The 21,312-nt window shown below is 60.2% G+C and carries 18 protein-coding genes; 16 read left to right on the top strand and 2 right to left on the bottom strand.

The window, feature by feature from the left end; translation table 11 throughout:
* Positions 1 to 274: 274 nt before the first annotated feature.
* From ACP15U_RS13585 to ACP15U_RS13535, 11 genes are all read left to right on the top strand, one after another.
* Positions 275 to 1,951 (top strand): cytochrome D1 domain-containing protein, encoded by a 1,677-nt coding sequence (locus ACP15U_RS13585; RefSeq protein ID WP_425045685.1) that lies wholly within the window; start codon positions 275 to 277, stop codon positions 1,949 to 1,951.
* A gap of 143 nt (positions 1,952 to 2,094) precedes the next feature.
* Positions 2,095 to 3,885 carry a NapC/NirT family cytochrome c gene (locus ACP15U_RS13580; protein WP_425045684.1) on the top strand — a complete coding sequence of 597 codons (1,791 nt, stop codon included), beginning with the start codon at positions 2,095 to 2,097 and terminating at the stop codon, positions 3,883 to 3,885.
* Between the two features lie 56 nt (positions 3,886 to 3,941).
* On the top strand, positions 3,942 to 4,355 hold the full coding sequence (locus ACP15U_RS13575) for a cupredoxin domain-containing protein (RefSeq protein WP_425045683.1): 414 nt from the start codon (positions 3,942 to 3,944) through the stop codon (positions 4,353 to 4,355).
* Positions 4,356 to 4,566: 211 nt separating this feature from the next.
* On the top strand, positions 4,567 to 5,334 hold the full coding sequence (gene cobA, locus ACP15U_RS13570; RefSeq protein WP_425045682.1) for a uroporphyrinogen-III C-methyltransferase: 768 nt from the start codon (positions 4,567 to 4,569) through the stop codon (positions 5,332 to 5,334).
* A complete protein-coding gene (locus tag ACP15U_RS13565) occupies positions 5,327 to 5,707 on the top strand; it encodes a c-type cytochrome (protein ID WP_425045681.1) in 381 nt (126 codons plus the stop codon). The genes cobA and ACP15U_RS13565 overlap by 8 nt, the downstream gene beginning before the upstream one ends.
* Positions 5,704 to 6,849: a cytochrome D1 domain-containing protein gene (locus ACP15U_RS13560; protein ID WP_425045680.1), complete on the top strand. Its 1,146-nt coding sequence runs from the start codon at positions 5,704 to 5,706 to the stop codon at positions 6,847 to 6,849. The genes ACP15U_RS13565 and ACP15U_RS13560 overlap by 4 nt, the downstream gene beginning before the upstream one ends.
* A 3-nt stretch (positions 6,850 to 6,852) precedes the next feature.
* Positions 6,853 to 7,842 (top strand): AsnC family transcriptional regulator, encoded by a 990-nt coding sequence (locus ACP15U_RS13555; protein ID WP_425045679.1) that lies wholly within the window; start codon positions 6,853 to 6,855, stop codon positions 7,840 to 7,842.
* Complete coding sequence (locus ACP15U_RS13550) at positions 7,839 to 8,291, top strand: Lrp/AsnC family transcriptional regulator (protein ID WP_425045678.1); 453 nt, start codon at positions 7,839 to 7,841, stop codon at positions 8,289 to 8,291. Before ACP15U_RS13555 ends, ACP15U_RS13550 begins: the two co-directional genes overlap by 4 nt.
* Positions 8,288 to 8,773, top strand: a complete 486-nt coding sequence (locus tag ACP15U_RS13545) for an AsnC family transcriptional regulator (RefSeq protein ID WP_425045677.1) — start codon at positions 8,288 to 8,290, stop codon at positions 8,771 to 8,773. Before ACP15U_RS13550 ends, ACP15U_RS13545 begins: the two co-directional genes overlap by 4 nt.
* A 4-nt stretch (positions 8,774 to 8,777) precedes the next feature.
* A complete protein-coding gene (gene nirJ / locus ACP15U_RS13540; protein ID WP_425045676.1) occupies positions 8,778 to 9,992 on the top strand; it encodes a heme d1 biosynthesis radical SAM protein NirJ in 1,215 nt (404 codons plus the stop codon).
* 76 nt (positions 9,993 to 10,068) lie between these two features.
* Complete coding sequence (locus tag ACP15U_RS13535) at positions 10,069 to 11,616, top strand: cytochrome D1 domain-containing protein (protein WP_425045792.1); 1,548 nt, start codon at positions 10,069 to 10,071, stop codon at positions 11,614 to 11,616.
* Between the two features lie 773 nt (positions 11,617 to 12,389).
* Here ACP15U_RS13535 and ACP15U_RS13530 read toward each other — a convergent pair.
* Positions 12,390 to 13,613, bottom strand: coding sequence for an NnrS family protein (locus ACP15U_RS13530; protein ID WP_425045675.1), 1,224 nt, complete (start codon positions 13,611 to 13,613; stop codon positions 12,390 to 12,392).
* 442 nt (positions 13,614 to 14,055) lie between these two features.
* Here ACP15U_RS13530 and ACP15U_RS13525 point away from each other — a divergent pair, with 442 nt between their 5' ends.
* The 5 genes from ACP15U_RS13525 (at position 14,056) to ACP15U_RS13505 (ending at position 19,733) form a co-directional block, all read left to right on the top strand.
* Positions 14,056 to 14,334, top strand: a complete 279-nt coding sequence (locus ACP15U_RS13525) for a hypothetical protein (protein ID WP_425045674.1) — start codon at positions 14,056 to 14,058, stop codon at positions 14,332 to 14,334.
* A 117-nt stretch (positions 14,335 to 14,451) separates the two neighbouring features.
* Complete coding sequence (locus ACP15U_RS13520; RefSeq protein WP_425045791.1) at positions 14,452 to 15,138, top strand: response regulator transcription factor; 687 nt, start codon at positions 14,452 to 14,454, stop codon at positions 15,136 to 15,138.
* A gap of 42 nt (positions 15,139 to 15,180) precedes the next feature.
* A complete protein-coding gene (locus tag ACP15U_RS13515) occupies positions 15,181 to 16,344 on the top strand; it encodes an FIST N-terminal domain-containing protein (protein WP_425045673.1) in 1,164 nt (387 codons plus the stop codon).
* A gap of 4 nt (positions 16,345 to 16,348) precedes the next feature.
* Positions 16,349 to 18,565, top strand: a complete 2,217-nt coding sequence (locus ACP15U_RS13510) for a PAS-domain containing protein (RefSeq protein ID WP_425045672.1) — start codon at positions 16,349 to 16,351, stop codon at positions 18,563 to 18,565.
* Positions 18,566 to 18,614: 49 nt separating this feature from the next.
* Positions 18,615 to 19,733 carry a THUMP domain-containing class I SAM-dependent RNA methyltransferase gene (locus ACP15U_RS13505; protein WP_425045671.1) on the top strand — a complete coding sequence of 373 codons (1,119 nt, stop codon included), beginning with the start codon at positions 18,615 to 18,617 and terminating at the stop codon, positions 19,731 to 19,733.
* Positions 19,734 to 19,739: 6 nt separating this feature from the next.
* Here the strand turns inward: ACP15U_RS13505 and ACP15U_RS13500 are convergent, their stop codons facing one another.
* Complete coding sequence (locus ACP15U_RS13500) at positions 19,740 to 21,284, bottom strand: acetolactate synthase large subunit (protein ID WP_425045790.1); 1,545 nt, start codon at positions 21,282 to 21,284, stop codon at positions 19,740 to 19,742.
* Positions 21,285 to 21,312 lie beyond the last annotated feature (28 nt).

The raw sequence follows: 21,312 nt of genomic DNA, 5'->3' as shown, positions 1-21,312 counted from the left end.
ATGACAAAGACTGCTGCCACCCCTAGAACTGGTGCTGCGAACCTGCCGCCATACGCATGTCCCGAAGATTCAGATCATCTTGGATCAGCGAACCCGGCGGAGATCCGACCTGCAGAAGAACCACGTAAGTTGCATCAAAAAGTCAAGTTTTTCAGGTGCGTGCGGCGTCTCGATCCGATCGGTTTCTGTCTCTCTCGTTGACTTTGGTCAAGGAGCGCGACCTCTGAGTGTCTCAGTCTCCGCCTTGCCTCACCACGCATATTGGAGAGTGATCATGTCACTTGGAATCAGCTACAACAAAACCGGCCGCGCTTTAGGGGTTGGTTTGGCAATGCTGCTGGGCAGCGTTGCCGCACCGGCCTTTGCCGAAGGGCCTCAATTGAGCGAAGAAGCGTTCGAAGCATCCAAACAACTTTACTTTGAACGGTGCGCGGGCTGCCACGGCGTCCTGCGGAAAGGCGCCACCGGCAAGAGCCTCGAGCCGGAAGTGAAAGTCAAGAATGCCGACGGCACCATGACCGTATCCGGCACCTTGAAACTCGGCCAAGAGCGTCTTGAAAAAATCATTGCCTGGGGCACCGAAGGCGGGATGAACAACTTCTCGGACATCATGACCGAGGATCAGATCCGCGATATGGCAACCTACATCATGATGGAGCCGCCGAAGCCGCCGGAAATGTCGCTCGAGCAGATGAGACAGACCCGCAAGGTTTATGTTGAGCCCGAAGATTACCCGACCGAGCCGCTGCATGGCCGCAACTGGGAAAACTTCTTCGTCGTTATCGAGCGTGACGTAGGTAAGGTAGCCGTGATTGACGGCGACACCAAGGAAGTGCTGGCGCACATTCCGACCGGTTACGCGGTGCACGTGCTTAAGGCCTCCGAGCACCACAAGCTGGAAGAACCGGAAAACCCGGGCCGCTTCTGGTACACCATGGGCCGCGACGGCAAGATGACCAAGATCGATCTCTGGCAGACGCCGGACAAGATGCTGGTTTCCGAAGTTTCCATTGGCTATGACGCCCGCGACGTGGCTGTATCCGGCGACGGTAAATACGTCATCGGCGGCGCCTACTGGCCTCCGCACTTTGCCATTGTCGATGCACAAACCATGGAACCGGTCAAGGTCGTTTCGACCCGCGGCGTGAACGTGGACGGCGACTATGTGGAAGAAGCCCGTGTGGCCGCAATCTACACCACCCCGAACGAGCCGACCTGGATCGTTGCCGTGAAAGAACTCGGCCAGCTGTGGCAGGTCGATTACACCGATCTCGACAACCTGCGGATCGACAAGATCAACTCGGCCAAGTTCCTGCATGACGGGTTCTTCGACCCGACAGGCCGGTACTTCCAGATCGCCGCAAACGCGTCGAACAAGATGGTTGTTGTCGACACCAAGGACCACAAGCTGGAGGCCATGATCGACACCGCACCGCTGCCGCACCCCGGCCCGGGCGCCAACTGGATGGACCCGAACTGTGGTCCGGTTGCCGGTACGACCCACCTCGGCGAAGGCACCGTGACCGTCTGGGGTAACGACCCCGAAGGTCATCCGGACGCAGCATGGAAGACCTGCTACGAAGTTGAAACCGACGGCGCAGGCCTGTTCATCCGGACGCACCCGAATTCGGACTACATCTGGGCTGACCAGACCAAGCACCCCGAACCCGAAGTGCAGCAGTCCGTTCAGGTCATCTCGAAAGAGACCGGTGAGATCGTTAAAACCATCCAGATCACCGAAGAGGAAGGCAACGTCGCCGTTCACTTCGAGTTCAACAAGGATGGCACCGAGGTCTGGGTTTCCAAGTGGAACCGTGCAACTTCGAAAGAGCCGAACGGCGAAATGGTAATCTACGACGCCAAGACGCTTGAAGAAATCGGCCGGGTGAAGGGTCTCTACGCCCCGACTGGCAAGTTCAACGTCTACAACCGTTCGAACCACGTCACCTGACGGATCGGTTGCGTGAATTCGGAGAGGGCGGGCTGCTCGCCCGCCCTCTTCCTGTTTTTCGGGACACAGCTCCCGGTCACCAATCAGCCAAATCCATGGGCCTGACTACCTGAGGCCAGACGAGACAAAAACGGAGCCTGGATATGACCCAGTCCGAAACGGATAAGAAAAAACCGATCTGGCGCCGGTATTTCCTGTGGGGAATGCCCGTTGCCGGGATTGCCGGTGCTTTTGCCGCAGGCATCATCTTCTGGGGCGGGTTCAACACCGCAATGGAAGCCACGAACACCGAGAAATTCTGCCTGTCGTGCCATGAGATGCGCGAATATGTGTATGAAGAATACAAAGGCACCATTCACGACGTGAACCGGTCCGGTGTGGGAGCGGTCTGTTCCGACTGCCATGTGCCGAAGGACTGGACCCACAAGATGATCCGCAAGATCAAAGCATCCCGAGAGCTGTGGGGCAAGATGGTCGGCACCATCAACACACCGGAAAAGTTCGACAAGAAACGCCTCCATCTGGCGATGAACGAATGGGAAAGGATGAAATCCACAGATTCGATCGAATGCAGAAACTGCCACGATTTCGAATCGATGATGCCCGAATTCCAGAAACCCCGTGCGCGCCAGCAGCACCTGAACGCGATGGAAGTCGGACAGACCTGCATCGACTGTCACAAAGGTATTGCGCACTCGAACCTGCGTGATCGTGCTGCCGAAGAGTATCTTGAAGAGCTCGAAGCTCCGAACCCTGCATTCGCCCGCCCGATCCCGCCGGAATATCTGGTGAGCCTCGAGCGCGTCGAAGCCAAGGAGGCCGCCGAGGCCGAGGCCGAGAAAGCCGCCAAACAGGCGCAGCAGGAATCGGTTCAGGCACAGATCGCATTCGCCGTGGATGCAGCTGTGGCCGAAGAACGTGCCAAAGCCAATGGCGAAGCCACTCCTGCCTCTGGCGCAGGCGGCGGCGAAGATGTGGCAGCGGGAATCGACTGGAACTCTGTCGCCAGCGCAGATCTGAAGCTGTTCTATCCCGGTCAGGCCTCGTTTGAATGGGTGCAGAATGGCAAAATGCACGGCGGTGCCCGTCCGCTGACCAAAGGCGGCGATGCCTGTTCGACTTGTCACGCCAAGGAACTGGACACGATCGGCAACAAGATTGTTGCAGGTGGTGAACTGGAACCGACGCCGATCCCCGGCAAGCGCGGCGTCATCGACGCGACCGTTCAGGCCGCCCATGACGGAGAGACCCTCTACGTTCGTCTGCAATGGCCGGATGCTGGTCACTCCCCTGCCCCGTTCGTCGATGGAGGTAAAATGGATCCTGACAACCAGATCAAGGTCGCCATGATGATCACCGGCGCTGGTATCGAACTCGGTGAACAGGCTGGCTGCTGGGCTTCTTGCCACGCCGATAACACCTTTATGCCCTTTGATCCGGGCGCCGAAGCGATTGCCGCGAATGCAGATGTCGCAGGGCGCCTGACCGCCGAAGGCACTGTGACCAAGTATCTGTCCGAAAGCCGGACCAAGGTTGAAGTCAAGGGGCGTCGCGGCAAGGCTCTGGGCGGCTGGGACCAGCTCAAGGCCGAAGCCGAGATCGAGCAGTACCTCGCCGATGGCACCATCCTCGACCTGATGCGCGTCTATGCGGATGGAAGCTCCAGCAATGGGTATCTTCTGGAACAGCGGATCGTGAACGAAGGCGAAATGGCAGCCTCTGCCAACTTGGCCGCCGGCATGTGGACCGTGGTGTTCTCGCGGCCTCTGGCCAACGGCGCCCCCGGTGACGTGCCACTGGAAGCCGGTCAGACTTATACGGTCGGCTTTGCGATCCACGACGACTATGCCGCGGCACGGTTCCACCATGTGACGCTCGACACCAGCCTTGCGCTGGATGACGAAACTGCCACCGTGAACGTGGTCGGACAATAACGAAAAGGGGGCCGGTAGATCCGGCCCCTTTCCATCCTGAAAAGGAGTGTTGGACAATGAAGACCCATAGCCTTCTTCCCGCTGCTCTGCTGCTGATTATCGCTACGCCCGGACTGGCCGCGGACGACGAAGCCGCTGCTCTTTGCGCCGAAGCGGAAGAGCGCTACGTCGAGTTGTTCGGATCGGCCTCCGAAGCTGTGGAGGATGCGGAAATCGTATTGATGTACAAATACAGTTTCTGCCCCGCCGCGCTGACCGTCAAAGTCGGCACCACGGTGCGCTGGGTGAATGTGGACAAACGCACCAGCCACAGTGTTCTTCTGAAGGATGGCAGTGAACCGGAAAGCGATCGGATTTTTCCGGAGGAAACCGTGGAGATGACCTTCATCGCTCCTGGCCCGGTTGACTACCTTTGCGGGCCGCATTGGGAAACCCAGAACATGATCGGAATGATCACAGTCGACCCCTGAGCCGAGGCAGATTGCAGGCAAGTAGGAGAAGCGCGGGAGCAATTCCCGCGCTTCTTAACGAAAGTCAAGGAGGCTGTGTGGCGATTGGGCCACTCTCTCGCTATGACACACCCGAATTGCCAGCAAAACACTGTTTTCGCTAAGATTTCAAGTCGCACAGATGGCTTGGAAAACCGGGTTTTTACGACATTCAGAACAAGCGAGTTGGCTCATGAGCGGTAAGGTTTTTCTGATCGGCGCCGGACCGGGTGACCCCGAGTTGATGACGGTGCGCGCCCTGCGGATGCTTCGCGAGGCCGATGTGGTGGTTTACGATCGTCTGGTCTCGGACGAAATCCTTTCCATGCATACCGAAGGAGCGAGGTTGATCCCGGTCGGCAAAGCACCCAAATGCCACACCGTTCCACAGGACCGGATCAACGAAATCCTGTTGGAACAGGCACGCGCGGGTCACACCGTGGCGCGCCTCAAGGGCGGCGACCCGATGATTTTCGGCCGCGGTTCCGAGGAAGCGGCCTATCTTATGGGTCACGGCGTTGCCGTCGCCTATGCGCCGGGAATCACGGCAGCACAGGGCGCCTCCTGCTCGACCGGAGTGCCTCTGACCCATCGCGGTCTGGCAACTTCGGTCCAGTATGTCACTGGCCACCGTCAGGCCGACAAGGTGCTGGATCTCGACTGGAAACGGCTGGCAGATCCGGAGTCTACGCTGGTCGTCTATATGGGCGTGGCCAATATCGGCCAGATCGCCATCGGCCTGATGACAGAAAACCTGCCCGGCGGGACGCCCGTTCTGGCCGTGGGCAAAGCGACCACACCCGATGAGTTCCGAATGGTGTCGCGGCTAGACCGGCTGGCAACGGATGTGCGCGATGCAGGTCTGACCACTCCCACCCTGTTCATCATTGGAAGGGTTGTATCGCTCTATCAGGATCAGCCAGTTGCAGATCTGCTGGACCAAGTGCAGGCCCATGCATAGCCCCGGCCACCGCACCCGCAAGGGACCATCGGCATCTGCCAGCGGCACCGATCTGACCCGCTGGACGATCCGCGCTGCCTTTGCATTTGCGGTTGCGGCGGCCACACCGGCTCTGGCGGCTGAACCGCTCGATACCAACGGCCTGAAACGCCTTGTGCATCAGGATTGCGGCTCGTGTCACGGGCTGTCCCTCAAGGGCGGACTGGGCCCCGACCTGCGGCCCGAAAGCCTGTCACATTATGAGCCCGATGTGCTCAAATCGGTGATCCTTGACGGCATTCCCGACACCGCCATGCCGCCTTGGCGGCCGCTGATGAGTGACGCCGAGGCCGAATGGATCGCCCGATACCTTCTGAACCTGGAGGCACAATGAAAAATCTCGTCCTTGGCCTTGCGGCAACTCTCATGGTGACCGCAGCACATGCCGAACCCGCGGCAACCGGCGATCTGGGGTTGGTGATCGAACGGGCCAAAGGCTCGGTCCTGCTGGTCGACCAGTCCGACCGCGCTGCTCTGGCGCGGATCGAAGGGTTGGGCGATCTGTCCCATGCCTCGTTGGTCTATTCGCCCGATGAACGCTTTGCATATGTGTTCGGTCGCGATGGTGGTCTGACAAAGGTCGATATCGTGACAAGGCAAATCGCTAACCGTGTCGTCCAGGCAGGTAACGCTATCGGCGGAGCGATCTCGGATGACGGAAAGCTCGTTGCGGTGTCGAACTACGAACCCGGCGGCGTGCGCGTGTTCGATGCGGACACACTGGAGATGGTTGCCGACATCCCGACCGACAGCAAGACGATCGGGTTGGTTGATGCGCCCGGCGGCCGGTTCGTGTTCACCATGTGGGATACCGGCGAGACCTGGATCGCTGACTTTTCGACGGGTGAGCCCCAGATCACCAAAATCGCTGACATGGGTAAGAACCCCTATGACGCGCTGATCACCGCAAATGGCCGCACCTATATCACCGGGCTGTTCGGTGAAGACGGGCTGACCGCGCTGGATCTGTGGTCAGAAACCCCGGAACCGATCCGCGTGCTGCCCAACTATGGCCGCGGGCAAGAGGAGATGCCTGTCTACAAGATGCCCCATCTGGAAGGCTGGGCGCATACCGGCGGTGAATTCGTTCTGCCAGCAGTGGGCCATCACGAGGTTCTCTGGGTCGACGCCGACACGCTTTCGGAAACCGGCCGAACCAAGACCCACGGACAGCCGGTCTTTGCAATGGCGCGGCCCGACGGGCGGCAGGTCTGGGTGAATTTCGCACACCCGCTCAACGACACAATCCAGGTGATTGACAGTGTCAGCAAGGAAATCATTCACGAGTTCAAACCCGGCCCGGCCGTGCTGCACATGGAATTCACTCCGCGCGGGCACGAGGTTTGGCTGAGCGTCCGCGACGCCAACAAAGTCATGGTCTACGACACGCAAACATTTGAAAAATTGCGAGAAATAGATGCGGACAGCCCCTCCGGCATTTTTTTCACTGCCCGTGCACACAGAACGGGGCTGTGAGCGATGTGCCATATTTCCGATCCCATCGACCGCGCCCTTCTGGACGATTGGCAGCGTGATTTTCCCGTCACCGGGCGTCCGTTTCAGGTTCTGGCCGAAAAGCTCGAGCTGAGCGAGGGCGACGTGATCGACCGGCTTGCCCGCATGCGTGCGGCCGGGCGGATAACGCGAGTGGGTGCCACCATCGCGCCCGGCGCCGTGTCGGCAAGCACACTGGCGGCCGTGGCTGCGCCCGAAGATCGTCTGGAGGAGATCGCCGCGATGATCGACGCGGAACCGGGTGTGAATCACAATTACCAGCGCGAAGACGACTGGAACCTGTGGTTCGTGGCCACCGGGCCCGATCGCGAACATGTCAATGGCACGCTGTCGCGGATCGGTCACAAGACTGGGTTGCGGGTTCTTGACCTGCGGCTGGTGCGCCCGTTCAACGTGGATCTCGGCTTCCGCATGTCCGGCAGATCGCGACGCGTACCGGGCGCCCGCAAGGTGGATCGTTCAGTCATGCAAGATGGTGACCGAGATCTGTTGCAAACTCTGAGCACCGGACTGCCGCTTGTGGCAGATCCGTTTGCCGCAATGGCCCGATCGGTGAACCGCGAAGAGGAACACGTGATTAGCCGCGTTCGTGTTCTGCATGATGCCGGCATCATCTCGCGCCTCGGCGTCATCGTTCGGCACAGGGCTCTGGGGTGGTCGGCAAATGCCATGGTCGTGTGGGATCTTTCCCCTGAACAGATCGACCGCGCCGGACCGGCCCTCGCCGACCACCCCGGCGTTACCCTGTGCTACGAACGTCGGCCGGTCGAGGGTGTCTGGCCCTATCGCCTGTATTCGATGATTCATGCCCGATCTCGCAAGGAGGCGCGCGAGGTTCTCTCCGGTGCGGCAGAACTGCCGGAACTGGTCGGGGCGCGGCACAAGGTTCTGTTCTCAACACGCTGTTTCAAGCAGACCGGCGCATTGATTCAAGCGAAGGAGGTGGCCGCATGAGCCCGCTGGATGCAACCGATCGCGCAATCCTGAATCGAATGCAGGACGACCTGCCCTTGACTTCGCATCCCTATGCTGCCGTGGCCGAAGAAATTGGGATTTCCGAAAATGACCTGCTGGAACGGTTGCAGAAGATGAACTCGGACCGGGTGATCACCCGCTTTGGCCCTTTCTTCGACGCTGCTGCGATGGGTGGGGCGTTTTGCCTTTGCGCGATGGCGGTTCCGGAGCACCAATTCGAAGCGATCATGACCAAAGTCAATGAACATGCAGAAGTGGCGCATAATTATGAACGCAGTCACCGGCTGAACATGTGGTTCGTTCTGGCAACCGAAACGCCCGAGGGAATCCAGGTCGCCGCTGACTCCATCGAACGGGAAACCGGGCACAAGGTGCTTCAATTTCCCAAATTGCAGGAATTCTTCATCGGATTTCGGGTTGCCGCATGACACTGGACGCCACAGACCGCAGCATCATCACCGCCCTTCAGGGCGGATTGCCGCTGGTGCCCGCCCCCTTTGCCGCCGTGGCAGAAGAGGTAGGCCTGAGCGAGGATCAGGTAATGGAGCGCATCGCGGCGATGAAGGGAAGCGGTGTGATCCGCCGGATCGCCGCTGCGCCCAATCACTACAAGTTGGGTATGACTTCCAACGGCATGACCGTCTGGGATGTGGAGGACTCGCGCATCGCCGAACTGGGCGCACAAATCGGCGCCCTGCCCTTTGTCACCCATTGCTACGAACGCCCGCGTGCCCTGCCCGACTGGCCCTATAACCTGTTTGCCATGGTGCATGGCTCGGACCGCAACGAGGTCGAGGCCAAGCGCGCCCAGATCGCCGACCTCCTGGGTGCGGCCTGTTCCGGCAGCGATATTCTCTATTCGACGCGCATCCTGAAAAAGACCGGGCTGCGCCTGAAACAGAAAGACTGAAACCATGTTCCGCCTCACCGAATACATGCACCAGCTGGTCGATCCGACCCCGGTGCGCCACCGCCGCGGCTCCGGCCCCGTGAAACCGGTGGTGATCTGGAACCTGACCCGGCGCTGCAACCTGAAATGCCGCCATTGCTACACCGTTTCGGCGGATGTGGCCTTCCCCGGCGAGCTCAGCAATGAGCAAGCCATGACAACCCTTGAGGATCTGGGCCAGTTTCGCGTCCCGGCCCTGATCCTCTCGGGTGGGGAACCTCTCGACCGGTTCGATTTCTTCGAGATCGCCAACCGCGCCCGAACGCTGGTGCCCATGCTGGCCTTGTCCACCAACGGCACAAAGATCCACGGCGAGGTTGCCGATCGGATTGCCGAGGTGGGATTCAGCTATGTCGGAATATCTCTGGACGGGATCGGCGAGACCAATGATTGGTTCCGCGGCGTAGACGGCGCTTTCGCCGATGCGCTGCGCGGGGTTCGCGAATGCAAAAAACGCGGCATCAAGGTCGGGCTGCGGTTCTGCCTGACCGAGGGCACCAAGCACCACCTGCCGGACCTGCTGAAACTCTGCGACGACGAAGGGGTGGACAAGTTCTACCTCAGCCACCTGGTCTATGCCGGTCGCGGCGACAAGAACCGCGGCGAGGACGCCGAACATGCCCGCACCCGCTGGGGGCTGGACCTGCTGCTTGACCGCGCCTGGGAGGCGGCATCGGGCGGCAATCCACTGGATATCGTGACCGGCAACAACGACGCCGATGCGGGCTATTTCCTGCAATGGGCGCAGGACCGCTTCGATGCCGACAGGGTCGCCCATGTGCGCGATCACCTGAGCGCCTGGGGCGGCAATTCCAGTGGGCTGGGGGTCGCCAACATCGACAATCTCGGCCGCGTGCATCCCGACACCTACTGGTCCGATTACACCATCGGGAACGTGAAACAGACGCCGTTCTCCGAGCTCTGGACCGGCGAGGACAAGATGCTCGCCATGCTGCGCACCCGCCCGCGCCCGCTCAAGGGCCGCTGCGGGGCCTGCAAACTCAAGGACGTCTGCGGCGGCAACACTCGTATCCGGGCGCTGCAACTGACCGGGGACCCATGGGCCGAAGATCCGGCCTGTTACCTGAGCAATGAAGAAATTGGCGTGGATGAGGCCGACCGCCTCACCGTCACACCATTCCGGGGGAAATCACATGATCCGGCACATCGGTTTTACTGAGAAATACAACGCAGGAACCGCCAGCGTTGCGCTATCCGCGCCTTCGGGAGCCTCCGGCGGGAGTATTTTGGAAAAAATGAAATGGGGGGCGGCGGTGAGCATGCTGGCGCTCGCGGCTCTGGCGACAAACGCAAAGGCGGACCCGGCGGCGGACTATGCCGACCTCTGTGCCGACTGCCACGGCGAAGCCCGGCTTGGCGGGGTGGGTCCGGCGCTGATCCCCGAGACCCTCAAGCGCATGCGCGGGCCGCGGATTGCGGCGGTGATCGCCGAAGGGCGGGTGGCCACCCAGATGCCGGGCTTTGAGGCGGAGCTGGATCCGCTGCGCATCGAGGAACTGGCCGGCTGGCTGAAATCACCACTGGAAACGGTGCCGGACTGGGGCGAGGCCGACATCATCGCCAGCCGCACACTGGACGAGGATTATGTGGCCGCCGACGCACCCATCTGGGACAGCGACCCGATGAACATCACACTGGCGGTGGAAACCGGCGATCACCACGTCTCGGTTCTGGATGGTGACACCTTCGAGGTGCTGGATCGGTTCGAAACCCCCTTTGCCGTGCATGGCGGGCCGAAATTCGACCCTCAGGGGCGGTTCGTCTTCATCATGTCGCGCGACGGCTGGGTGCAGAAATACGACATCTGGTCGCTGAAACAGGTGGGCCGGGTGCGCGCGGGCCTGAACAGCCGCAACATCGCCATGTCCGGTGATGGAAAATGGCTGGCCGTGGCCAATTACCTGCCCAATACGCTCACCATCCTGTCCACCGAAGACCTGTCGGTGGCCGAAGTGCATGAGATCAAGGGCAAGGACGGCACCCCCAGCCGCGTCAGCGCAGTCTATCAGGCGCCGCCCCGGCAGAGCTTTGTGTTGGCGCTCAAGGACGTGCCCGAGATCTGGGAAGTCTCTTACGCCAAATTTCCGGACATGAACATATTTGCAGGCGGGCTGGCCCATGACTGGAAGATCGAAGGCCCCGTGCCTCAGGACACCGACTTCCCGATCCGTCGGATCACCACGCCGGACTACCTCGACGATTTCTTCTTTGATCAGAGCTATGAATACGTCATGGGCGCCTCGCGCAAGGGCGATGGTGGTCAGGTCATTGACCTGGTGATCGGGCAGAAGGTCTCGGATCTCGACCTGCCGGGCATGCCGCATCTGGGCTCGGGCATCACCTGGAAACATGGGGACAGCACGGTGATGGCCACACCGCATCTGAAGGATGGCGTGATTTCGGTGATCGACATGGAAAGCTGGGACACCGTCAAGCGGATCAAGACCGAGGGGCCAGGATTTTTCATGCGCAGCCATGAAAACTCGCCGTATGTCTGGGCCGACGTGTTCTTTGGCCCCAACAAGGACGCCATGCATGTGATCGACAAGCAGAGCCTCGAGATCGTACGCACCCTGCGTCCTGAGCCGGGCGCGACCGTGGCGCATGTGGAATTCACCCGTGACGGCAAACACGCGCTGGTTTCGATCTGGGAAGATGATGGTGCTGTCATTGTCTACGATGCAGCCACGTTGGAAGAAGTCAAGCGCCTGCCGATGCGCAAACCGTCCGGAAAATATAATGTCTGGAACAAAATCACCTTCTCTGAAGGGACCAGCCACTGAATCCCGAAGGCATGTCTGCAAGAAGATCTGTTTTCCTGTCGGCGATCAAACCGTTGCAAGAGAACGGATTTACGCGGATGAACCTGTCGGGTGTTAGGTTTCAACGGCTTTGACTGGCGAACCGTGCCGGTGGAACCGCAAACCGGGTATTCACCAGTGAGGCGGCGGCAGGAAAAATTTCTCGGAAACCGTATAGTATCAGCGGCTTAGCCTGCGGGCTTCTCACCGCCAATGCGGTATCACGGCAATAGGGTGACGCAGGTCGTAAAGTGAGCATGAACAAGTTTTGCGAGGGGATCAGGAGCAAAGCTGGCCGAGCCGCGCGGCCCTATATGCGATGAAACGAGGTCTGAGCATCTTGTCGGCTCTTTCAGCAGAACCGGCAGATTGGTTGCAGCCGCGGTGGCGACGACATCGCATTCGCCGCCCTGCGCAATGTTTGAAGGCGACAGCAGCTACCGCTGTCTTCAGTTTCATTGAACCGTCCATCTTCATCACTCCGCCAGAGTCGCTGCTGCTCCGGGTTCAATGACCTCTTTGCGCAGCATTGACACGGCGGAAATGAGGCGCAGTGACCGCCCTGAAAATGGTGCTGGCCGTGCATTTGGTCAGGACTTCACGCATCGTACTACTCTTGGCGCAGCTTTGAGGATGGACAGAAACTTCGCGGCGTCGCCCAAAGGATGCCTAAGCCAAAGTCAACGATTGACCGGAAAGTGCGGTCCGAGTTGGGTTCGAACGGAGGATCAACAGCCGTCATGTCCCGTCTCGTGTCAGGTTGCGGCACCCACTCGCGGCCCGGTCAGAGCGGGCCAGATTGCGAAGAGAAACAGCATGAAGGAGCCGCACCAGAACAGGCCGCTGGCCACTGTTGCCGGTTGATACAGCGCCGGAAGGGCACCACCGACCCAGCGCATGAGCGCCGCCATTGCGATCATGGCATAGCCCAGCGCCATCGGACGCGGCGCGATCAGCGGGCGGCCGGAATGCCCTAGCGCCGCGCGGCTCATAACCGCCAGGGTCATGCCGCCCACCGCACCGATACCCAGCACATGCAGTCCGGCTACTTCGCCCCCGATCCCGATACCCGCCAGTCCCCAGAGCACAAGACCCAATCCCAGCATCGCCAGCGACAAGTGCAGTGACCAGAGGATTGGTTGGTTCAGACACCACCTGCCGCCCCAGCGGGACAACCGGGCGAATTGGACGAAGCCGAAAAGGAGTGCCACGGGACCTGCGATGACGCCCGGCACACCGACAAGAACCAGAAGCGGCACGAGGACCGCCAGACCGAGAGCCATCCTGTCAACGGGCTTGGTGTTTTGCGGCCAGCGTTCTTCAGACACCCCCGCCCGTTTCATCGCATTTCGAGTGAAGGCGGGCGTCACACGGCCACCCAAGATCGAAATCAGAGCGCAGATCGTGATCAGTCCGGCGCGCAGACCGGTCTCTGCGGTGCTTAGCGTCGCACCGGTCCACTCCAGATGCACCAGCAGATTGGCAGCCCAGAGATAGGACAGGAACAGCAGAAACATCACGTTCTGCGGTTTTGGACGTTTGACAAGCTGGCTCAGGATCTTTGCCGCCAGAACCGGTAAGAAGGCCAGATCCAGAACTGCGACCAAAACCGGCGGCAATACACCGCTATACCAGATGGCCAGCCGCCCGCTCAACCACAGGCCCGCGGACAGCATTAGAAACCCTCGCCTCGCGCCGGGCGTTCCGGTCCAGTTCGGAACAGCGGTCAGAAAGAACCCTCCGATCGCCGCCGTAGCATAGCCGAAGATCATCTCATGTGCGTGCCAACCCACGGGCGACTGCGCCAGTTCCGGCCCATTGCCGACCCCGGCCAGCCTCAATGTCCAGATCGCTCCGGCAAACAGCCCGAACAGACCTGCTGACAGAAAAAACACGCGGAACCCTTCGGTGAACAGACGGGCGAACATCTTCTGATCCGCGCCCGGAGGTGTTACATTCGCGCGGGGAATGTCGGCCATGGTGTGTCTCCTGTCCGCGCGGACGGGGCTCCGGCGGGCCGCTCTTGTTCAAGTGCCCCAGTTCTTTGTTCTTTCTGTGCTATGCTGAGCCGCAGCCCTCCTCCTTAACGAAAGTCAAGGAACGCGCGGTCTCGCCAATGCCAGACTCGGGCTGCCTTCGGAAACTGTCTGCCGGGGCCATGACATTCTACATCCTGCGCTTCGCGTGACGGACCGGGATGCCTCTGAAATCGAAAGGCTGAAACCATGTTCCGCCTGACAGAACAAATGCGTCAACTGCCGAACCGGGCTGGCAATCACAGCCCCAATGACGGCCTTATTGGATGTATCGCCGGGCGTCCCTGGACGCCCACGGACGATGCTGGCGCATTGATCATTTATGAGAACAATACCCGCGCGAAGATGAAACGGCCGCCCATGTTCAAGCAATCAGGGGAATAGAATGATTTCGACCGAATCTCCGTCAGGAAATGCACGGGTGCCTGAGGGCAACCCGAAAAACGGGCGCTGGCCGGTTTGGAAACTGGCGCTGCTGCTCTATCCGGCGGTTGCCCTGACCGTTGCCATCAACCTGTTTCTGCTTGGCCTGATGTGGCAGGTGCTGGGCTGGCCGGCTTTGCCGCCCCTCCCGGCGATCCTCTGGGCGATACCGCTCGGCGTTCCGGCCACATGGCTAGCTGGGCGATGGTTGCGCGGACTGATAGACGAGGCCGAGGGGTAATCCGGGCCTTCCCGCTCAGCTACGACTTTTCGACGTCTGGTGCCCTTATCGGTGCCTTGTTAGGCTTGCCTTCACACCAAACCAATTTGAATGCGCCCGTAACAATCCATGGTCCAGATGCCCGAACACCCAGATCATTCCGAAAGAGTATTTCACTCGGCCCTGATCGTGGATGATCACCCGCTCTTTTGCGACGCGCTGGCCATGACGCTTCAGGCCACGATCGGTTTGAACAGGTCGGATACTGCACCCGATCTTGTTTCTGCACTTGAGAAAATCTCGGGAGACGGCTCCCCAGATGTGATCGTTCTGGATCTGAACCTGCCGGACGTAAACGGGCTTGAAGGACTGATCCGTCTGAAAAACGTCGTCAAAGTTCCGATCATCGTCGTTTCGTCGATGGCCGACAATCGGGTTATAAGTTCGGCCATCCATGCCGGGGCAGCAGGTTTCGTGCCAAAACACAGCCAGCGAGAGGTATTTCGCGCGGCCTTCGAGGCCCTTCGCAAGGGCCAGCGTTTCATACCACCCGGATATGTGCTGCTGGACCGGGAGGAGTCGGCAGACCCGGACGATGCCGCAACCCGGCTCGCGTCGTTGACGAACCAACAGGCCCGCATCCTGCAATTGATCTGCGAGGGAAAGCTAAACAAGCAGATCGCCTATGACCTGTCGATCGCCGAAACCACGGTCAAGGCGCATGTCACCGCCATCATGCGGAAACTCGGTGTACAAAGCCGGACGCAAGCGGCCCTGATTGCCAAGGAAACGAGTTTCGACAACGTCTTGCAAGACCGCGCCTGACCTGCATACCATTCGCGGACGGATGACCGGGGAGGAGTTCTGATGGGTCATGGGCTTGTCCAGGCGCTTTCCGGCGCCGGAGAAATCGTGCGATCGGCTTTTGCCAGCACGAATGCGGCCAATTCCCTCTCAGATCTTGCCCGAGACCTTGCTGCCGGGGCTGGTGATCTCGTCGTTCTGTTCGTATCGCCTACGAAGGACATCAATCATCTGGCGGCTGAGGCCGACAGACTGTTTGCACCCGCGCGGGTCGTCGGCTGCACTACGGCAGGCGAGCTTGCCGATCAGGGGTATTCCGACGGTGGAATCGTTGCCGTACTGCTGCCACGCAGCCATTTCTGTTCCCGGATCCTGCCAATCCCGGATCTTTCAGGCTATGACACGGAAGCCCTGAACGATCAAAACGTCCGCAACCGGAACGAGATGATCCGAGAGGAACCGGACTGGGCCTCTGAATTCGCCCTGTTACTAGTGGACGGGCATTCGCTCAAGGAAGATGCACTGGTTGCCAATCTCGGACCAAGCCTTGGCCCGGTGCCACTGTTTGGCGGATCGGCAGGCGACGGGACGGCTTTTGGCCCGACCTTCATCCTTTGCGGTGGCCGGGCAGTTACGAACGCCGCTGTATTGGTTCAAATCCGCACGCGGTGCCCGATCAAGGTGTTCAAAACCGATCATCTGGTTCCAACCGAGCAGCGAATGGTGGTTACCGGTGCAAATCCCGCGGCGCGAATTGTGCACGAAATAAATGCCGAACCTGCAGCGCGCGAATATGCCCGCCTGCTGGGCAAGGATTCCGAACAACTGACCACATTCACCTTTGCGGCCCACCCTGTTGTTGTGAGGTTCGGAGATCAGCACCACGTTCGGTCGATACAGCGTGTGGCCGAAAACGGAGACTTGGTGTTCTTTTCCGCCATCGACGAAGGCGTGGTCCTGACGCTGGCCGATACTCAGGACATGGTCGAACACCTGAAATCCGAGATGCATGGACTATCGGCATCTGCCCGCCCAGACATCATCCTCGCCTGTGACTGCATACTCCGCAGGATGGAAGCACAGCAGAAGCAGAAAACCCGGGAAATCTCGCAGATCCTTGCAGACAACCGGGTCGTCGGGTTCTGCACCTACGGCGAGCAGGTAAACTCTATGCATGTGAACCAGACCCTGACCGGGGTTGCGATCTACCCGCCGGCTGAGGTGTGAACTGGTGACGCATTCTCTGATCAACCCCTCCGACAGCCTGCCTCGGCAAAATGAGAAGCTGCTGAAGATTGTCGAAACCCTGATGCGAAGGGTTGAACAGGATACGAACGCTTCTGGTCTTGCCTATTCGCAGTTCCAGCGCGCGGTTTTGCTAGAGGAGGAAGTCCGGGCGCGGACCCGTGATCTGGAGCGGGCACTTGAACTGCTCAACGAGTCAAACGCTCAGCTCGCCGTCGCCAATCGTGAAACCGAAGCCGCACGCCAGAATCTGGCAAACGCGATCGAAACCGTGCAGGAGGGCTTTGCCCTGTTCAGCCCGGATGACGTGCTGGTCATGTGCAACAGCCGGTTTGGCATGCACATGCCCGACATTCGCCGGGATCTGAACCCGGGGCTGAGCTTTTCAGACTACGTTCAGACCGTATCCGGCAGCGTGTTCCTGTCCCTTCCCGAAAACAGCACGACCGAAGACTGGGCCCGACAGCGAATGGCGCATCACGCCGAGCCCAGTGTCATCTTCAACGTGCGGATGACTGGGCGGCGCTGGGTTCAGGTCAGTGAACGTCGAACACCTGACGGCGGCACGGTTATCCTGCAAACCGACGTCACCGACATCATGCGCTTGGAACGGCAGGAACGCGAACGGATCCTTGACGATCAGGCGCGTCTGATCCGGGCCACGCTGGAGCATCTCAAGCAGGGCGTCTGCATTTTCGACAACCTCGGGCATCTCGTCGGCTGGAACCGCCGAGTCGGCGAGTTGCTTTCCATTCCGGTTGGGCGATTTCACATCGGAAGCCGTTTCAGCACCATTCTCGACCGAATGCAGAACGATTACCGATTCATCGGCGAAGTTTCTCACCAGCAGATCGAAGCCTGGCCCAGCTTGGACGGTAAGCGCGCCCCGCTATCCTTTGAAATCCAGAGCAACACGGGGCTGGTCCTGACCGTGTTCATGCAGCAGATGCCCGATGGCGGGTTTGTTATCAGTTTCACCGACGTAACGGCGGAACGGCAGGCTATTCGCGCCATGGCTGAGGCAAAAGAAACCCTGGAACAACGCGTGCTGGAGCGGACACTCGAACTGGAAGACGCCCTGTCGGAAGCAGAACGGGCCAATGCCTCAAAAACTCGGTTTGTGGCGGCTGCCTCGCATGACCTTCTGCAACCCCTCTCGGCGGCCAAACTCTATGTCGCGTCGCTGGAGCCGGAAGTGCAGGATGCGCAAGCCCGTACTGTGGTGGGCCGGGCTTCAGCCGCGCTGCAAAGCGTCGAAAACATCCTGTCGGCTCTGCTGGACATCTCCAAACTGGATTCCGGTCAAGCCAGCGTTCACGTGACGACGGTAAGCCTCGACCTGATTTTGCGACAGTTGCGGGACGAGTTGCGTCCGATGGCCGAAGCCAAACAGCTGGATTTTCGCGTTCTGCCCACCGGGGCCCTGGTGCGCAGCGATGCAACCTATCTGCGCCGGGTTCTCCAAAATCTGATGATGAATGCCATCCGTTACACCGACGAGGGCCGGGTTCTGGTCGGTGCCCGACAGCGGGGCCGCACCGTGCGGGTGGAGGTCTGGGATACCGGCCCCGGCATTGCTGAAAGCGAGCAAGAAACGATCTTCGGCGAGTTTCAGCGACTGAACGCCTCGGCCAGCGCCGCAGATGGGATGGGATTGGGATTAGCTATCGTTGATCGGGCCTGCGCGTTGCTGCGCCATCCTCTGGCGCTCACTTCAGAGGTCGGCCGCGGATCGGTATTCCGGGTGGACGTACCCCGCGCATCCAAGGAAGATGTCGCAGATGCCGAAACAGGCGGCAGAGACCGCGAAAACAGCGAGATTTCAGGCGGCAAACTGCACAATCTGATAGTTCTGTTGATCGAAAACGATACCGATCTGCGGGACGCACTCACTTTGACAATGGAAAAGTGGGGGGTGAACGTCCTGCCAAGTGAAACCGAGAGCGAAGCGCTCGCGCTGTTGGACGAAATCGGCGTGGCGCCTGATGTGATCGTAGCCGACATGCAGCTGGATGGCGGAAGCGAAGGATCCGGCGCAATCCGTCGACTTCGACAACGCTGCGGCCCTCTTCCCGCATGCCTGATTTCGGCCAACCGCAATCCCGAGCTTCTGCACGAGGCACGGGAATTGGGTGTGCCGCTGCTCCACAAGCCAATCGATCCGGCAACGCTGCAGGGCTTTCTGGTCTCTGTGGCGGATTGACAGGCGAATGAGCCTCGCAACCCGGGCCAACTCCACTTAGACAGACGCCATGGAACACGCATCGGAATTCGAAATCTTTCTGGTTGGCCTCCCAGGTCTTGAAGCCGCCCTAGCAGATGAAGCGCGATCAGCGGGTTTTTCCGCAGTCAAGCAAGTGCCCGGCGGCGTATCGATGCGCGGCGACTGGCCCGAGATTTGGCGCGCGAACCTGACCTTGCGCGGAGCGACACGCGTTTTGGTACGTCTGGGTTCCTTTCGCGCCATGCATCTGGCGCAGCTCGACAAACGCGCCCGCAAGTTTCCTTGGCAGGAAACCCTGAGCCCCGAAGTGCCACTCCGGGTAGAGGTAACGTGCCGCAAGTCTCGCATCTATCACGCTGGCGCCGCGAAACAGCGTATCGAAACCGCCCTGCGCGAAAGCCTTGGTGTTGAGATTGCACCTGACGCCCCTCTGCAGATCAAGGCGCGGATCGAAGACGATCTCTGCACGTTCAGCCTCGACACCTCCGGTGAAAGCCTGCACAGGCGCGGCCACAAGGAATTTGTCGGTAAGGCCCCTCTCCGCGAGACTATGGCGGCGCTGCTCCTTCGCCAATGCGACTTTGACGGAACTGAACCTGTGCTTGACCCGATGTGTGGCTCAGGCACCTTCGTGCTGGAAGCGGCTGAGATTGCCGCCGGGTTGTTACCGGGCCGAAGCCGGAGCTTCGCCTTTGAACAACTCGCCAGCTTCGATCGGACCAAGTGGGAGGCTATACGCAATAGCGTGCCTACAGCTCACACCGACCTGAAGTTTTATGGATCCGACCGGGATGCAGGCGCGATCCGTGGGTGCGAGGGGAATGCCAGCCGGGCCGGGGTATCCGGACTGGTCGAGTTTCGTCAGGCCGCATTCTCGGATCTTGAGCGCCCCGAAGGCCCGCCGGGTCTGGTGATCGTCAACCCGCCCTACGGGGCCCGGATAGGCAACAAGAAGCTTCTCTATGGGCTTTACGGAAGTCTCGGCAAAGTGCTGATGGACCGTTTTTCGGGGTGGCGTGTCGGGATCGTGACATCGGAGAGCGGGCTCGCCAAGGCCACCGGACTGCCATTCCTTGAAACCGGCCCGCCCGTGGCGCATGGCGGATTGAAGGTCAGGTTGTTCCGCACCGCGCCTCTTCCCGGTTGATCAGATCTAAAGAACAGCCTCGATCAGAACCGGCCCTTTGGTGGAGAACCCGGCTTCGAGCGCCCGGACCAGTGCTACGTTGCTTTCGACCCTGCAGGCTTCGGCCCCCATCGAACGGGCCAAGGCGACCCAATCGAGTGCGGGACGATCCAGCGACAGCATATCAATGGCGCGCGGCCCCGGATTGGCTACTCCAACATTGGTCAGCTCACCTCGCAAAATCTCGTAGGACCGGTTGGCAAAGATCAGCATGGTGACGTCGAGCCCCTCGCGCGCCATCGTCCAGATTGCCTGCGGGTTATACATGCCGCTGCCATCACCGGTAAGTGTCAGGATCTTTCGGTCGGGGCATGCCAGTGCGGCACCCACTGCCGCTGGCAAAGAATACCCGATTGATCCCCCGCAGTTGTTGAGCCACGTATGCGGTGCAGCGCCAGCTGTCGCGGTTCCAAATACCCGGCCCGACGTGATCGATTCATCTACGACGATCGCATTCTCTGGGATCGAATGGCACAGCACGTCGCCGATGCTCTCGGGTGTCAGAGCTCCGACGGGGATGCCTGCAAACCGACGCTCGGCCAATCGGGCGGTCTGCTTGGTGCCGGAGCACAGAGCGGAATGCAGGGTCTCGAGGGTTCCAGCCAGATCTGCTGCGGGATCCGCCAAGGTCAGGATTTCGCAGTCAGGGCGGGTTAGTTTTGCCGGCTTGTCGGGATATGCAAAGAACCCGATTGGCGCGCGTGCACCCAACAGCACGATCCGCCGAAAGCGCGACAGAGTCTCTATAGCAATATCAATCGGATAAGGCACACGGCCGACCCAGACTCGGCCAGCCCCCCGTTCGGTGCGTGCATTGGACCATTCCGACAAAAGCGCGCATCCGGTGCTTGCCGCTATCTCACCGGCGCGCCGCAGGTTGCGTTCGGTAAGGGCTTCGCCTCCGAGCAACAGCAAGCTGTCCTCGCTGCGAAGCAGGTTCGCAGCCTGATCCACAAGGTGCTCCTCGGCAACCACTGGCGCCGGCGGTTCCAGTTTCCCGGCCACCTGCCCCCCCGCAGGCCATGCGGTATCACCGGGAAGGATCAGTGTCGCGATCTGCCCCGGTTCGGTGCGCGCGGCCTGCACAGCGCGCGCGGCATCGGAACCGACCATAGCGGGATGTCCAGAAGTCTCGACCCAATGCGAAACCGGTCTGGCGATTCCTTCGATATCCGACGCCAACGGAGCGTCCAATTCTAGATGAGAAGTCGCATGTTCGCCGACAATATTGACCACGCCTGACCCGGCCTTGCGCGCGTTGTGCAGGTTCGACAACCCATTGGCCAAACCCGGCCCGAGGTGCAGCAAGGTGCAGGCCGGACGCCGGGCCAATCGCCAGTACCCATCTGCCGCGCCGGTCGCGGTGCCTTCGTGCAAGGCAAGAACCGACCGCATACCCGGAATGGTGTCGAGCGCCGCCACAAAATGCATTTCAGACGTACCGGGATTGGTGAAGCAAAGATCCACATCATTGCGCAACAAGCTGTGCACAAGGCTCTCGGCACCATTCATTTCCGACATAGGGATCCCTCCGTGTTGA

Origin of the sequence: Primorskyibacter sp. S87 (genome assembly GCF_049801055.1) — a bacterium.
Taxonomy (GTDB): Bacteria; Pseudomonadota; Alphaproteobacteria; order Rhodobacterales; family Rhodobacteraceae; genus JBNAGF01.
Note: the sequence above shows the minus strand (reverse complement) of the source record. Positions and strands in the feature narration are given on the sequence as shown.